The 14,683-nt window shown below is 34.9% G+C and carries 5 protein-coding genes, 9 pseudogenes and 1 riboswitch; all 14 genes and pseudogenes read right to left on the reverse strand.

What is annotated here, in order from left to right; all coding sequences use genetic code 11:
- Positions 1–89: 89 nt before the first annotated feature.
- Complete coding sequence (locus PL321_RS00005) at positions 90–1,025, reverse strand: ABC transporter permease (protein ID WP_273963031.1); 936 nt, start codon at positions 1,023–1,025, stop codon at positions 90–92.
- Positions 1,018–2,102 (reverse strand): annotated as a pseudogene (locus PL321_RS00010) (ABC transporter permease). Before PL321_RS00010 ends, PL321_RS00005 begins: the two are co-directional and overlap by 8 nt.
- 12 nt (positions 2,103–2,114) lie before the next feature.
- Positions 2,115–3,635, reverse strand: a complete 1,521-nt coding sequence (locus PL321_RS00015; RefSeq protein ID WP_273963032.1) for an ABC transporter ATP-binding protein — start codon at positions 3,633–3,635, stop codon at positions 2,115–2,117.
- Positions 3,636–3,697: 62 nt separating this feature from the next.
- Positions 3,698–4,758: pseudogene (locus PL321_RS00020) on the reverse strand (BMP family lipoprotein).
- Between the two features lie 376 nt (positions 4,759–5,134).
- Positions 5,135–6,303 (reverse strand): annotated as a pseudogene (gene grdD / locus PL321_RS00025) (glycine/sarcosine/betaine reductase complex component C subunit alpha).
- Positions 6,296–7,827 (reverse strand): annotated as a pseudogene (gene grdC / locus PL321_RS00030) (glycine/sarcosine/betaine reductase complex component C subunit beta). The pseudogenes grdD and grdC overlap by 8 nt, the downstream one beginning before the upstream one ends.
- Positions 7,828–7,900: 73 nt before the next feature.
- Positions 7,901–9,198, reverse strand: a pseudogene (gene grdB, locus PL321_RS00035) (glycine reductase complex selenoprotein B).
- 20 nt (positions 9,199–9,218) lie between these two features.
- Positions 9,219–9,692 carry a glycine/sarcosine/betaine reductase complex selenoprotein A gene (grdA, locus tag PL321_RS00040; RefSeq protein ID WP_084106493.1) on the reverse strand — a complete coding sequence of 158 codons (474 nt, stop codon included), beginning with the start codon at positions 9,690–9,692 and terminating at the stop codon, positions 9,219–9,221.
- 12 nt (positions 9,693–9,704) lie between these two features.
- Positions 9,705–10,988: pseudogene (locus PL321_RS00045) on the reverse strand (glycine/sarcosine/betaine reductase component B subunit).
- Positions 10,989–11,059: 71 nt separating this feature from the next.
- Positions 11,060–11,389: a thioredoxin TrxA gene (trxA, locus tag PL321_RS00050; protein ID WP_273963033.1), complete on the reverse strand. Its 330-nt coding sequence runs from the start codon at positions 11,387–11,389 to the stop codon at positions 11,060–11,062.
- Between the two features lie 13 nt (positions 11,390–11,402).
- A pseudogene (gene trxB, locus PL321_RS00055) lies at positions 11,403–12,328 on the reverse strand (thioredoxin-disulfide reductase).
- A 49-nt stretch (positions 12,329–12,377) separates the two neighbouring features.
- On the reverse strand, positions 12,378–12,722 hold the full coding sequence (locus PL321_RS00060) for a GrdX family protein (protein WP_273963034.1): 345 nt from the start codon (positions 12,720–12,722) through the stop codon (positions 12,378–12,380).
- A gap of 127 nt (positions 12,723–12,849) precedes the next feature.
- Positions 12,850–12,946, reverse strand: a riboswitch (glycine riboswitch).
- 205 nt (positions 12,947–13,151) lie between these two features.
- Positions 13,152–13,996: pseudogene (locus PL321_RS00065) on the reverse strand (DegV family protein).
- A 9-nt stretch (positions 13,997–14,005) separates the two neighbouring features.
- Positions 14,006–14,472: pseudogene (trmL, locus tag PL321_RS00075) on the reverse strand (tRNA (uridine(34)/cytosine(34)/5-carboxymethylaminomethyluridine(34)-2'-O)-methyltransferase TrmL).
- Between the last annotated feature and the right edge of the window lie 211 nt (positions 14,473–14,683).

The raw sequence follows: 14,683 nt of genomic DNA on the forward strand, positions 1-14,683 counted from the left end.
CATTATATTAAGAATTATATAAATATTATAACACATTTTATTAGATAGATTAAATAATAAAAATAAAAAAGAGGCAGAACGCCTCCTTTTTATCTTTCTCCCTTGTTGTATGGAACTCCATCTGCTGCTGGTGGAGTTGTTTTTCCAACAAATCCTGCAAGTGCAAGCATAGTTAAGATGTATGGGAAAGCAAGGTATGCTTCTGTTGGAAGTGCCCAACCAAACTTCTGTGCAAGTATTTCAAAGGCTTGAGCAAAAGCAAATAAGAAAGAAGCCCCCATTGCACCAAATGGTTTCCAGTTACCAAATATCATAGCAGCAAGTGCTATGAAACCTCTACCACTTACCATACCTTCTCTGAATAAGTTCATAACACCTATTGATAATGTTGCACCACCAAGACCTGCAAATACACCTGACATAATAACACATAGATATCTTATTTTATAAACATTTATACCCAATGTGTCTGCTGCCTTTGGATGTTCTCCAACCGCTCTTATTCTAAGTCCAAGTGGTGTATAGTATAGTACATAATGTACAACAAATACAAGTATTATAGCCATAAACACAAACCAGTTAAGCTCTGATAGGAATGGTCCAATAACTGGTATTTTAGCCATCGCTTCCGTTGGATATGGAAGAGCTGCAACACCATCTGTTTGACCTTGTCTTCCAAATAATTTAAAGATTAAAAAGCTTGTCAATGCACCTGCAAATAGGTTAATTGCAACACCAGATACAGTTTGGTCTGCCTTAAGATTTATACTTAAAACTGCGTGGATAGCTGCAACAAGTGCACCTGATACTACTGCAAACAGTAGTCCTACCCAAGGATTTCCTGTTAAACTTGAACCATAAACTGCAAAGAATGCACCAACTATCATTATACCTTCAAGACCTATATTAACAACACCTGAGCGTTCTGAAATAACACCACCTAATGCTGCAAAGATAAGAGGCGTCGCAAGACGGAATGTAGCAGCAAGTAGTGCTACAACAACTGGTATGCTTCCATTAGCCATTTATCATCGCCTCCTTCTTTCTCTTTTCTCCAATCCATTTGTAGATGTAATCTGCTGCAACGAATATTATAATTATAGCTTGTATTAGGTACACTATATCCTTTGGAATATTTGCAAGCTGTAGATTTAGTGAACTACTATTAAGTGCACCAAATAGTGTAGCTGAAAGAAGTACGCCTACTGGATGACTCTTTCCAAGTAGTGCAACTGCTATACCATCAAAACCAAATCCAGTAAAGCCAAATAGCTGTATTGCTTGATATTGAATACCTGCAACGTGAACTGCACCACCCAGTCCTGCTATTGCACCTGAAATTGCCATTGCAAGAATTATATTCTTTTTAATATCTATACCACCATATTCTGCAGCGTGTGGATTTAATCCAACTGCTCTTAGTTCGTATCCAATTGTAGTCTTCCATAATAAAACATAAACTAATGCAACTAAAAGAATTCCTATAAATAACCCAATATTAATTCTATTTGTTTCCCTAAAAATCTCCATAGTTTTGCTGAATCTTGAATAAGTGGAGTAGTTGCCTTTCCTGGAGCATTTAAAGGTCCCATAATCATATAGTTTACAAAGAACATAGCAATAAAGTTCATCATAATTGTATTTATAACTTCGTTAGTTCCAACCTTTGCCTTTAGGAAACCAGGTATTGCTGCCCATAAAGCACCAGCAAGCATTCCACCGATTAAAACTAATGGAACGTGAATTATTGCTGGTAAACCTGGTATTAACCCTATCGCAGCTGCCGCAAATATTCCCATTATGAACTGTCCCTCAACACCTATATTGAAAAGACCTGTCTTAAAGGCAACTGCATTTGCAAGACCTGTAAATAATAATGGTGTTACGAAAACTAATGTCTCTACAATACTAAAGCTTGTTCCGAAGCTACCTTCCCATATTGCTTGGAAAAGTGTTGCTGTTGCTACAAAGAAATTTTCTCCTTCTGCCCACATTACAAAGAAAACTGCAATAAACATAGCTATTATTATTGATATTATTGGGAAAATAAGTGTACTCAAAGCTGCCTTTAGCTTGTTAGAGGTCGTATTCTTATTTGCCATTTTTATACCTCCTTACGCCTGCTTCTTAAGAGTGCCGCCTGCCATTAGTATTCCAAGCTCGTGTTCTGTTGCACTCTTAGCATCTAATATATCAACTATTTGTCCATCGTATATTACAGCTATTCTGTCGGATAATGCTAATATTTCATCAAGTTCAAGTGATACAAGTAGGATTGCTCTTCCCTTATCTCTTTCCTCTACAAGCCTCTTGTGTATATATTCAATCGCACCAACGTCGATGCCACGTGTTGGCTGAGCTGCAATAATAAGTTCTGGATCTTTGTTTATTTCTCTTGCAGCAATAAACTTTTGTTGGTTACCACCTGATAGAGCTGATGCAAAAACCTCTTCATTTGGAGTTCTAACATCAAACTCGTCAATTAATTTTCTTGCATATTCCTTTATTTTGTTGTAATTCATCATTATTCCCTTTGCAAAAGGAAGTTTATAATGATTTCCTAAAACTGCATTTTCATATAATGAGTACTTTAATACAAGACCACGTTTGTGTCTATCTTCAGGAATATGTCCAACTCCTGCTTCTATTACATCCCTTGGAGTCTTTCCTGTTACATCTTTGTCATTTATATAAACCCTGCCATCGGTTGGTTTTCTAAGACCAGTTATTACCTCAATAAGTTCAGTTTGACCATTTCCATCTACACCGGCTATACCTACTATTTCTCCAGCTCTAACCTCTAAATTAACCCCTTTAACTGCTGGAAGTCTTCTGTGATCAAGGGCTGAAACATTTTCAAGCTTTAATACTACCTTACCAGGTTTAGCTTCACTCTTTTCAACAACAAGATTAACTTTTCTACCTACCATCATTTCTGCAAGTTCATCTATGTTAGTATCCTTTGTATATACTGTATCTATAACCTTTCCCCTTCTTACGATTGTAACCCTATCGCTCATAGCCATAACTTCTTTTAATTTGTGTGTAATTAATATTATTGATTTACCCTCTTTAACCAAGTTCTTTAAAATAACCCCCAGCTCTTCTATTTCTTGAGGTGTTAAAACTGCTGTTGGCTCATCAAGTATAAGAATATCAGCACCTCTATATAAAGCTTTTAAAATTTCAACCTTTTGTTGTTGTCCAACTGTAATATCCTCTATAACTGCATTAGGATCTATTTTAAATCCATATCTCTTTGCTATCTCTTCAGTATCCTTTATTGCTTTTTGCATATCTATTTTTATACCCTTTTTAGGTTCTGCTCCAAGCACAATGTTTTCAGCAACTGTAAAGTTGTGTACAAGCATAAAGTGCTGATGCACCATTCCTATTCCAAGCTTTATAGCATCCCCTGGACTTTTTATATTTACCTTTTGTCCATTTACAAATATCTCTCCAGCATCTGGTTGATAAAGTCCGTATAGGATATTCATTAAAGTTGTCTTTCCAGCTCCATTTTCGCCAAGCAAAACGTGTATTTCTACCTTAAGTAGCTCAAAGTTTACATCATCATTTGCTCTAACACCTGGGAAAACCTTTGTAATCCCCTTCATTTCAACAACTTTTTGCATTTATTTTCCTCCCTTCTTTTGGTTAAAAAGCTAGATGCGGCGGCATCTAGCTTTATATTTAATTACTCAACTGCTGGAGCTGTAAAATTCTTAACGTCTTCTAATTTTTCTGGAACTGTTATCTTTCCATCCTTAATAGCTTGTGCATACTTGTCAACTAATGCTATAACGTCTGCTGGTGTGTTGTTCTTAGTTGTTGGTGCATATCCTACACCATCTTCCTTAAGTCCAAGAACCATATGTCCAGCCTTGAAGTTTCCTTCAATTAGGTTCTTTGAAGCAGTGTAAGTACCAACGTCAACTCTCTTTATCATTGATGAAAGAATTACATCCTTAAAGTCTGGTGCTGTTTCAGCTTGGTCTTGGTCAACACCAATTGCCCACTTCTTCATTTCCTTTGCTGCCTTAAATAGTCCAAGTCCAACTGCACCTGATGCGTGGTAAACAACGTCACATCCATCATTGTAAAGAGCCTTTGCTAATTCATATCCTTTATTTGAATCTGTAAAGCTACCAGCATACTTAACTGTAGTTCTGTTCATTAAGCCTTCTGCAGCTTGTGGATTTACCGCCTTAACTCCTGCTACAAAACCAGCTTCAAACTTTTGGATAAGTGGCATATCTATACCACCGATGAAACCAACCTTATTAGTCTTTGTCATCTTACCAGCAATTACACCCATTAGGAATGAACCTTCTTCTTCTTTAAATGTTATTGACATTACGTTTGGTAGATCAACAACTGCGTCAATTATAGCAAACTTCTTATCTGGCATTTTTGAGCAACATTCTTTAATGAACCTTCCATTAAGAAACCAATTGCAAATGTTAAATCATCTCTTTGTCCAAGTTGAGTTAAGTTTGGTTCATAGTTTTCTTGTTGTTTTGATTGAAGAACATCAGGCTTTACTCCAAAGTCCTTTTCAATTCTCTTAAGACCTTCATAAGTTGAGTCATTGAAGGACTTGTCACCAAGACCTCCTTGGTCTGTAACCATACCTATCTTTACATTTGACTTTGGTTGTGTTCCTTGTTCTCCTCCTTCCTTCTTTGCACAGCCAGCAAATACACCAGCTATTAATGATGCTGAAAGAACAAGGGCAAGTGCTTTTTTCATTTTCATATTTTTTCCCCTTCTTTTTTGGTGTTTATATTTTTAATATTCCTAAAAGGATACAATTTTATAACGAACCCATTATGTAAAAGATTAATTAAATTAAATATTTACCAATTATTTTTTTCAGAAAATTATTTTAAATTGTCACATTTTCTATCTCTTCCAATTCTAAGTCGTATTGTGCTATACTATTTAAAAGTTGCAAAAATATATTTTATCATAATTTTATTTAACTTTATCACATTACCCTGCATATAATAATATACGATAACTTTTGTATAATTTCAATATGTTATTTAAATTTTTTCAAAAAATAATAATTTAAAACTTTAACGAATGTCGCAAATTGTCGAATTTTAATATTTAAGGGGCAATTGCCCCTTTATATTAAGTTACATTTCTTTAAAATATAACACGCCCTATCTAAATCATCGTCTGCTACCATAACCACAGGCCCTGTACAACCCATACCACTTTCTGCATAAATTCCTTCTTTCCAGAGGCTTTTCACTGCATCTTCAAGTTGTAAAATATCTACTCCTGGTATGGTTGATGTTACCACCTTTTTAGCAGGACACTCTACATCTTCATAGTTTTTTTCATTCACCTTTTTAAATTTTGCAAAAATATCATTTAAATTTATAGATTTTAACCCTTTAAACTCTTCTTCTGCTATTTTAAAAATTTCATTTTTAGCACAGGTTGCACAATACCTTAAAGCCTCACAAATAACAGGTGCACCTGATGCTCTTGAGATTATATTTATCAATCTTTTATAGCCTTCACCCACTCCTGGTCCATAGCCATAGCCTAATGCTTCATATTCTCCACCTGTCGTATATGCTGAAAATATTTTCATTAGTACATTTCCTGTAAGAGAATCTGTTACAATAACATCTGCAGAACCAGCTAAAATATCATTACCTCTTAATATAAAGCCTCCATCACTTCGAATGGATGAACAAAAATCAATATTAAACCCCTATTTTTAAATTCAAGTAAAATCTTTTCTACCTGTTTTGCACCTTCAATATTTAGTATCCCAAGCTTTGGTCTTTTTATGCCACAGGCCTTTGCTGCTATTATTCCATAAATTGCATTTTTAACCATAGCTTCAACTCTATCAACAGCTGATGTACCAGTAGTTGTTGCAATAAATACTTCCTTGCCCTTAGATGGTGTTATTATTCTTCCTACAGTTGAAACACCAACTGGAAAATTGTAATGAAGTGTTACACATCCCTTTATAATTCCTTCATCTAAAAGTTTTTCCATTATTTTATGACTCTCATCTTCAGTATCTGCCCTAAAGCAGGTAAATCCTTCAACTTCATTTGGACCTATTAAAACTACTTCAAAGTCACTATATTTATTTTTAGCAAGCTGTGCTGCCTTAATAATTTCCTCTTCGCCAAGTTCACTTCCTAATGTAGTTAATCCTATTTTTATCTTATTTTCATAGGAGCCCTTTTCTAAAATATCTGCTATATCATTAAATACTTCAGCTACTATTTTTTTACATTTTGAGTCATATAACCACCCCTTATTCATCAAGTAAGTGGGAAGCAAAATCCTTAAGAGCCTCTGCTACCATCTTTTAACTTCATCCTTAGTGATTTCCTCCCTTTTATCCTCTTTATATCCTGGATTTTTTCAATTAAATATGATAATCCATCAAAGAGGTTTGTCATTCTGGCAAGGAATAAACTTCCCTTTCCAACCAGCATAACCCTATTCATTTCTCCCTTTAACATCTTCTCCCTTGCAAATCCAAGTATAGGAACTCCTGAAGGAACGTGTCCCTGTGTTGGTGCATATCCAACATATCCGTGTTTTTTAACAAAATCATTTATTTGACTTCTTTCAAGCTGTCCCTTTTAACAGCAAGTGCCGCAATCATTTTATAATTCTGAGTTGGAACATCTCCAGCACCAGCAGGTTCAGTAACTTCAGGATTTTGCATCTCAGGTGCATATTTATCAACATCAGTAAATTTTAAATTAAGTTTTTCAAGAGGCATAGCAACTATAGCCTCAATTACAGCCTGAGGTGAAGCACCAGCACCTATTGAGTGTTTTCCAACTGAATCTGTCCTGATCACTGGATTTATTCCATCATTTTCAGAAACTAAAATAGCAAAACCTCCTAAAACATCCTCCATTATAGGCATTCCCTTTTAACGTGGTCGCGTCCATTCATTCCAAGCTTTGCAGTAGCACCACCTGCAACAACAAGAACATTTTTAAACACCTTAGATTGAACAAGAGTTGAGGCATATAACAATGCGTGGGCAGGACCTGCACAAAAACCTCTCACATCACAACCTGTTGCATTTTTCAAACCTGCAATTTCCCCTATTGCCTTTGCAAAGTTTCCTCCGCCTCTTTGATTCATATCTCCACAGGCTTCCTCTGAACACTCGATTATATAATCTATTTCCTCTCTATTTATATTTGCCTTTTCCATAATATGAAGTGCTGCTAAAACACCTGAGGCCTTAACTGCTAAATTTTCTGTTATTACGTGGGCAGAAAGATTTATATCATATTCGTGGGCCCTTTTAACACAGCCTACCAATTTATCATTTAAATATAAACCTTCTGCAACTCCATCTTCAACTAATTTATCAATTTCATCCTTTTCATAGCCTTCTTTAAGTCTTTTAGACAGTTCAACTAAGTACTTATTATTTTCAAACTTTATCTTTAATTCTTGTGTAAAGTTCTTCTCTAATTTTACTAAATCAAAAACATCACAAACCTTCATAAGTCCATAAAACTCATCTTCAGGCATTATTTCTCCAAATCTTCCATATCTACTTGCCTCTTCAACTTTTTTATTAAACCAGGGTCTTTCAAGATTTGCTAATTCTTCTGGTTCTATATTTCCTATGTAGGTTTGATTAACTGGATATGCAACTACATCATCGTAGCTTCTTAAATGATTTCTAATAACCTTTAAATATTCCGAATCGGGGTTTGTCTCCCTTTCAAGTATTTGTGTAGTACCATTGTGTAAAACCATATCAGGAGTATGAACTAAAACATAACTAACTCCCCTTATAACAGGATACATAAAATTACCTCCCATAAATTAAATTGCTTTTTAATAAGTTCCGTTTAGGATAAACCTAAACGGAACTTATTTTTTATTCAAAAACTGTTTGTTCTTCAATTGGAGTTTGTAGTGCCTTCAATGCCTTTTCTACAAGTTTTCTCCTTAATGCCTTTTCATCTTCATAGGATAGATTTGGATTTCCAAGTGGGTGAGGTATTGCGACTGTTGGAACTATTCTATTTGCACCTACAGTTTTTGAAATTGGAACAATTGTACACATATGAACTACAGGCAATCCTGCCCTTTCAATTTCCTTTACCATCGTTGCACCGCAACGAGTACAAGTACCTCAAGTAGAGGTTAAAATTACAGCCTGCACACCATCCTTTATAAGCTCCTCTGCAATTTTTGACCAAACTTTTTAGCATTTGCAACAGCTGTTCCATTTCCTACTGTTGAATAATAATATCTGTGGAGCGAACCTATTTTTCCCTCTTTTTCTAATTCCCTTAATACATCTACAGGTAAAACCCTGTCTGCATCTTTATTAGCATATACTGGGTCATATCCTCCGTGAGCTGTTTCATAGGTTTCATTTGTTAAATCATATACACCTTCAATATCGTATTTTCCAAATTTTGATGCACTTGAAGATTCGATCTTATCAGGGTTTCCCTTTGGAACAATACCACCAGATGTTACAAGAGCTATCTTTGCATTTTCGATATCAACTATTGGAGGATTTGGAGCTACTCTATCAAAATCAGGCATTTTAAACTCTGTATCAAATTTCTCTCCCTTTATCTTTTTATGAGCATATCAACAGCTCTTTTTGAACCTCTCTCTGCTGCAAAATAGTTTATTCTGATTCCTCTTTCTATATATCCTTCCTTTTCAGGGCTTCCTATTTCTTCCTTATTTATAAGTTTTAATGCAAGAGAAGCCATCTTCGGTATGGCATCCCTCATACCTACTGCACTATCCTTTGTGGAAATTATATAAATATCCCTTTTATAAAGATCAACACCTGGGTTTTCTATATACATACCAGTTAAAACAGGTATGTTTAAATTTTCTTTAACATATTTACAGATGCTTCCACAAGCATTTCCATATCTTCCTGCATTAAAGGCTGGACCAGCTATGAATAAGTCTGGCTCATATTTTTTTATCATCTCAAGAATAGTATTTTTGCCTTTTCCTCATTTTCAGCATAGTAGGAATCACCACATATTATTGTTGCTACTATCTGTGCCTGTCCTTTAAAAGCCGCATTAAGTGCCATCCCTGGTCCTACAAATCCTTCCTTCACAAAGGGTTCAATATGGGCCTTATCTTCTCCACCTATCTGTCCAAAAACTGATTTAAATAGTGAACAACCTTAATCATCTACTCCCACCTCCCCAGTGTCAATCTTTATATTGACTGTACATTTCTCTCATAGAACGTACTTCATTAGAAATTGCCTCAACATCAAGAACCATTTCCATCATTCCACACTGTTCATCATAAACAGTTGGATCACATTCATTTTTAATCTCTTCCTCAAGAATGTGATATACTCTAAGTCCTAATGGTACACCAGCTAATGGTCCTGCATAGGTTGGGTCTCCTGCTGTAACTGTTTCTGCAGATAAGCCAGCTGCCTCAGCCTCTGCACCACCAAGTAGTACAACAACATTTTCAGCACCATATTTTTCAGTTAAATCCTTAACTCTTTGTTGGATCTCCAGATCCATTGCACCTGCAGCAGTTCAAACAAAGCATTCTGTAGAAGCAAAAACAACTTCTGCCCCTGCACTCTTTGCACATTCTTCAATTGCAGGTCCTGGAATACCATCTCTATCTCCTATTGCTATAACCTTTCTTCCCTTTAATATCATAGTATTACCCCTTTAAAATCCTTTTGCTGATAAATAACCAAATCCAACTTCACTGGTTGCACCAGTAATAACCTGAATTTCTGCCTCTATTGAACCATCTTCTTTTAGTGAGCCTGCATATCCACCAGCTATAATATTTGCAGCCTCTGGGTGTCCAATAATCTTTTCATAGGTGGAAGTAGAATAACTTCATTAGCATTTCCCGCAGTTACAACTGCATCTCCCTTTGGAGTTGAATCTGCAAGGGATTGTGAAGCTCCATCTCTTCCTGCATATTCATCAGTTACAAGTACCGTTTTAATTCCCTTTTCTTCAATCTTATTACAGTTCATTACAAGGTCTGCATCAGGATTTCCAAATCCTTCTTCTGAAATTATTGCTGCATCTGCACCTATGAATTCAACAAGTTTAGCTGTGTAATTGGATGACCTTTCCTTGTCTGCAAGATAAACATTTTCATTTGTTATTATGCAACCTATAAAATTAATATCTTTTCCGTGTCTTTCATATAAGTCTTCTATAATTGGGTTGTTCATATGAACATAGGTTGGATTTTGTCACAGGCAGAAACACAGTTTCCACTTACAATTGCACCATCAAATACCTCTGTAGGATAAATAAATGTTGGAATAATCTTCTTTGCATCAACCCCATATACATAGGTGTCGTGTAAAAGTCCCTGGCTTTGAAGCATATAAACATAAACAACCTTTGGTAGACTTGGATACATCTTTACTTGTTCAAGAAGAGGAAGCGTTTCATAAACCTTAATTTCATCTGGTTCTACATCTTTACCAGCCCTTCCAAGATAGCAGGCAGCCTTAAAACCTACCATCCTAACAGCCTCTTCATGTTCGTGCTGTGGAAGATTGTCAACTGGTTCACATACCAAAACAACATTATTTGTTTTAGAAAATGGAGTATATTTTGCACCTTCGCCTGTCATATCTATTATACCTTCTTGGAAACCAACTATTTTTCCAGTTGTTACTACTGCTGCTCCTTTTAATATGTGAGTTCTACCTGAGCCTACTGTATCAACCTTTGAAATAAATCCTGGGAAAATACCTCCTTTTCCCTCAACCTTTACTCTTGGTTCAATTACATCCTTTACAGGGATGATTCTTATCTCTTCACCAGGTCTTGCAATTTCTACATCTATGCTTTTAATCTCTCATCCCCTGATACTTCCTTAAGAAGTTCTTCTTTGTTGATGTACAAAACACCCTTTTCAACCTTTGTCACATCTGAAAACTGAACATCCTTGATAAATATTTTTCCAAGCTCAAGTCGCAATACCTTCACCCCCTATAGTTTGTACTTTAATGAATATTTTTCATTTTTTATTTAAATAAGGAGACCTTGTCTCACTTATTCACAGAACTTTTAATCATATTTTCAATATCTTCAACTGTGTTGATTTTATCTGGTGTTAGAGTTTCTGCCTTTTCCCCATTAACATACATAATCATTGTTGGAAGTCCTAATACCTTCTGAGCTATTGCAAGTCTTCTATTTTGACTTGTATTTAAGCTGCAGAACTTAATCTTATCTCCATATTTTTCTTCAAGCTTGTGAACATCTGGCATAAGTTCAATGCATTTTTGGCACTTATCTCCCCAGTAATCAACAAAAACTGGCTTTTCAGTGTAATTTAAAACTTCAACTTCAAAATTGTCCTTATTAACCTCTAACATACTTTCCCTCCTATTAATTAAATTTTTCATTGATATATTCCTCTGCAGCAACAGCAGCAACTGCTCCATCGGCTGCTGCAGTTATAACCTGTCTTAGTGATTTTTGAACTACATCACCTGCTGCAAATACACCTTCAACATTTGTCTTCATATTTCTATCTGTTAATATATAGCCTCTATCATCCATTTCAACTTTACCCTTAAAAAGCTCACTTTTGGGTTCAAGTCCAACAAAAACAAAAACTCCATTAACAGCAAGTTCACTAATCTCTCCTGTCTTTACATTTCTTAATACAAGGCTCTCTAATATTTCATCTCCCTTTGCTTCCTCTACTACTGTATCCCAAATAAACTTTATCTTTGGATTGTTAAAGGCCTTTTCCTGTAGTGATTTAGCAGCCCTTAAAGAATCTCTTCTATGAATAATAGTTACTGTTTCGGCAAACTTTGTTAAGTAAAGTGCCTCAGTTATTGCACTATCTCCACCACCTATAACTGCAACATCTAAACCTTCAAAGAAATCTGCATCACAGGTAGCACAGTAGGAAACCCCTCTACCTCTAAGTTCAATTTCATTTTTAAATCCTGCCAGCCTGTATTCGGCACCTGTTGCTATGATAACAGCCTTTGATCTGTATTCTTCCTTTCTTCCCTTTAATATTTTGATATCATCAAAAAATCCACCTCTACTATTTCATACTTTGCAAAGGTTGTACCAAACTCCTCTGCCTGTTTTCTCATCCTTTCAACTAAAGCTGGACCTGTACAATTTTCAATTGAACCTGGGTAGTTTTCAAGTTCTGCAGTTGTTGCAGCCTGACCACCAAACTTTTCTTTTTCAATTACTAATACGTCAAGTTTTGCTCTTGATGCATAAAGTCCTGCTGATAAGCCTGCTGGCCCTCCTCCTATTATTACAATGTCATAAATATGACTCATCCTATCACTCCCTTTCAATTTAATGCATTTTTTATTAAATCAAAATCAATTAGACTAAAATCCTCAAGAACTCTGTGATTATAAATAGGTGTTTTTTGCTTTTAATAAGCTGTTCTGCCTTTAAAATACTATCTTCTATTATGTTAAGGCTCATTAAATCTATCTCATCAAAGCACTGCCTTGATACTGCGACAGATTTATAGGGCGTCTGGTTTGGTTTTATACTTCCCATCAAAGGGTGGGTTAATAGTCTGTGGCCTTTGTGAACATAATCTCTTACTGTTATTAAAATATCTAACAAAGATGCATCTGGGTTAAATATTACTTCATATTTAGTTTCTAAACTTGCTTTAGTTAAGGGATTATTAGTTACTATAACTGGTTTTAGTTTCAAATCCTCCACCTCTTTTAATTCATAGGAATTGACTTTACGTAATGCTAAAGTGTTTATATAGATATAAAAGCTATTATAAAAATAAAAAAGGATGTAGTTGCCTACATCCTCTGCCTTCACAGAGTTCTGTCCACAAATAGTACTTTTGCCTGAGAGTATCATAAAACTTGGCAAGCTTTACTTACCCCTTCGGCGCCCTTTTGGGTCTCTCCTATTTGCTTCATCCAGAATATTTACTTCCTATTTTCATTATACCTAAATTATAGCAATTTTGCTATTTATTTTTGAATAGTTTGAATTATAAAAACAAATAACACCCCTATTGGGGTGTTATGGCTGTTGAAAAAGTCAATATAAGATAAGCCCCTTGAAGGATTTCCTTGGCATTCCTTCAAGGGGCAATTTCATAACCATAGCCGTGTTATCATATTATTTTTTATAAAACCATATTCCAATAACTCCTGGGCCTGAGTATGTTGCAACTACTGTTCCAACCTCTGCAAGAAGATACTCATCAACACCAAGCTCACTTCTAACCATATTTTCAAATTCAGCTAAATTTTCAAAGTCTCTTACAGTTCCTACTGCAAATAGTTCATCCTTTTCAAAGCCTTCCTCTTGAACATATTTTATCATTCTTGTTAAGGCCTTCTTCATTCCTCTTGTTTTATCTAATATTTCAAGTCTTCCTTCAGTAATATAAATTATAGGCTTAATGTTTAAAAGTGTACCAATAGCTGCTTGAGCACCTGATAGTCTTCCACCCTTTTTAAGGTATTCTAACTTATCCAATGCAAATGCTACCCTTGATTTTGGTGCAAGTTCATTTAGTGTATTGTAGATTTCTTCTATATCTTTTCCTTCTTCTACCATTTTTGCTGCCTTTAAAGCAAGCATACCTGTACCAAAGCTTACTGTTCTTGAATCCACAACATATACATCCTCTGTTTCAAGCATATCCTTTGCAATAAGGGCTGATTGATAAGTACCACTTAAGTTTGATGATATATGAATTGAAATTATTTTGTATCCTTCATCAAGAAGTTTTTGTATTCATCACTAAATCTTGCAGGATTAACTTGAGAAGTCTTTGGAAGTTCCTCTCCTTCGTCAAGCATCTTAAGTAGATCATCTATTTTTAGATCTACACCATCATAGTAGGTTCTGTCTTTATAAGATACCGTTAAAGGAATAACTCTGATATTATACTTTTTCACAAGCTCCTTTGGAATATCTGCAGTACTATCTACAACTATAGCTATTTTATTCATCATACCCCTCCATTATTTCATATTAGGAAATCCTATTTGTCGTAACGCTTCATACGCAACAATAGATACTGTATTAGATAAATTTAGTGATCTTTCTGTTGTTTCTACCATAGGTATTCTTATTAAAGTATCTTTAAACTTCTCTCTAACGCTATCTGGAACCCCGAAGACTCTCTACCAAACATTATAAAATCACCCTGTTTGTATTGAACCTCCGTATACAGCTTATCTGCTTTAGTTGTTGACAAAAATATTCTTGCACCCTTATTAACTTCTAAAAAATGTTCAAAACTTTCATAGTAAACAACATCGACAAGCTTCCAATAGTCCATTCCTGCTCTTTTTAAATGCTTATCATCAATTAAAAAACCAAGTGGCTTGATAAGATGTAGTCTTGAATTTGTTAAAACGCAAGTTCTTCCTATGTTTCCTGTATTATAGGGTATTTCTGGCTGATATAAAACTATATTAAGATTCAATGCTATCCCTCCAAAACTACATATATACTTTTTATTATACCAAGAGTCTAAAAAAAAGTAAATAAAATTTAACTTAAAACAGACTGTTTAAGAATATTTTTGAGTAAAATTAATTTTAGTGACCAGTCAGTATAATTTTTATGTTAATTTAACTGCTAAATTAAACCATTTATAATATTAAGTGATATAATAATGGTTATAGAAGTTATAA

Source organism: Caloramator sp. mosi_1, from assembly GCF_028622835.1.
GTDB lineage: Bacteria > Bacillota > Clostridia > Clostridiales > Caloramatoraceae > Thermobrachium.

What these genes read in the sequence shown, in the direction of transcription:
- PL321_RS00005 (WP_273963031.1), bottom strand. Translation starts at nt 1,025, where the DNA reads ATGGCTAATGGAAGCATACCAGTTGTTGTAGCACTACTTGCTGCTACA.
- PL321_RS00015 (WP_273963032.1), bottom strand. Translation starts at nt 3,635, where the DNA reads ATGCAAAAAGTTGTTGAAATGAAGGGGATTACAAAGGTTTTCCCAGGT.
- trxA (WP_273963033.1), bottom strand. Translation starts at nt 11,389, where the DNA reads ATGTTAGAGGTTAATAAGGACAATTTTGAAGTTGAAGTTTTAAATTAC.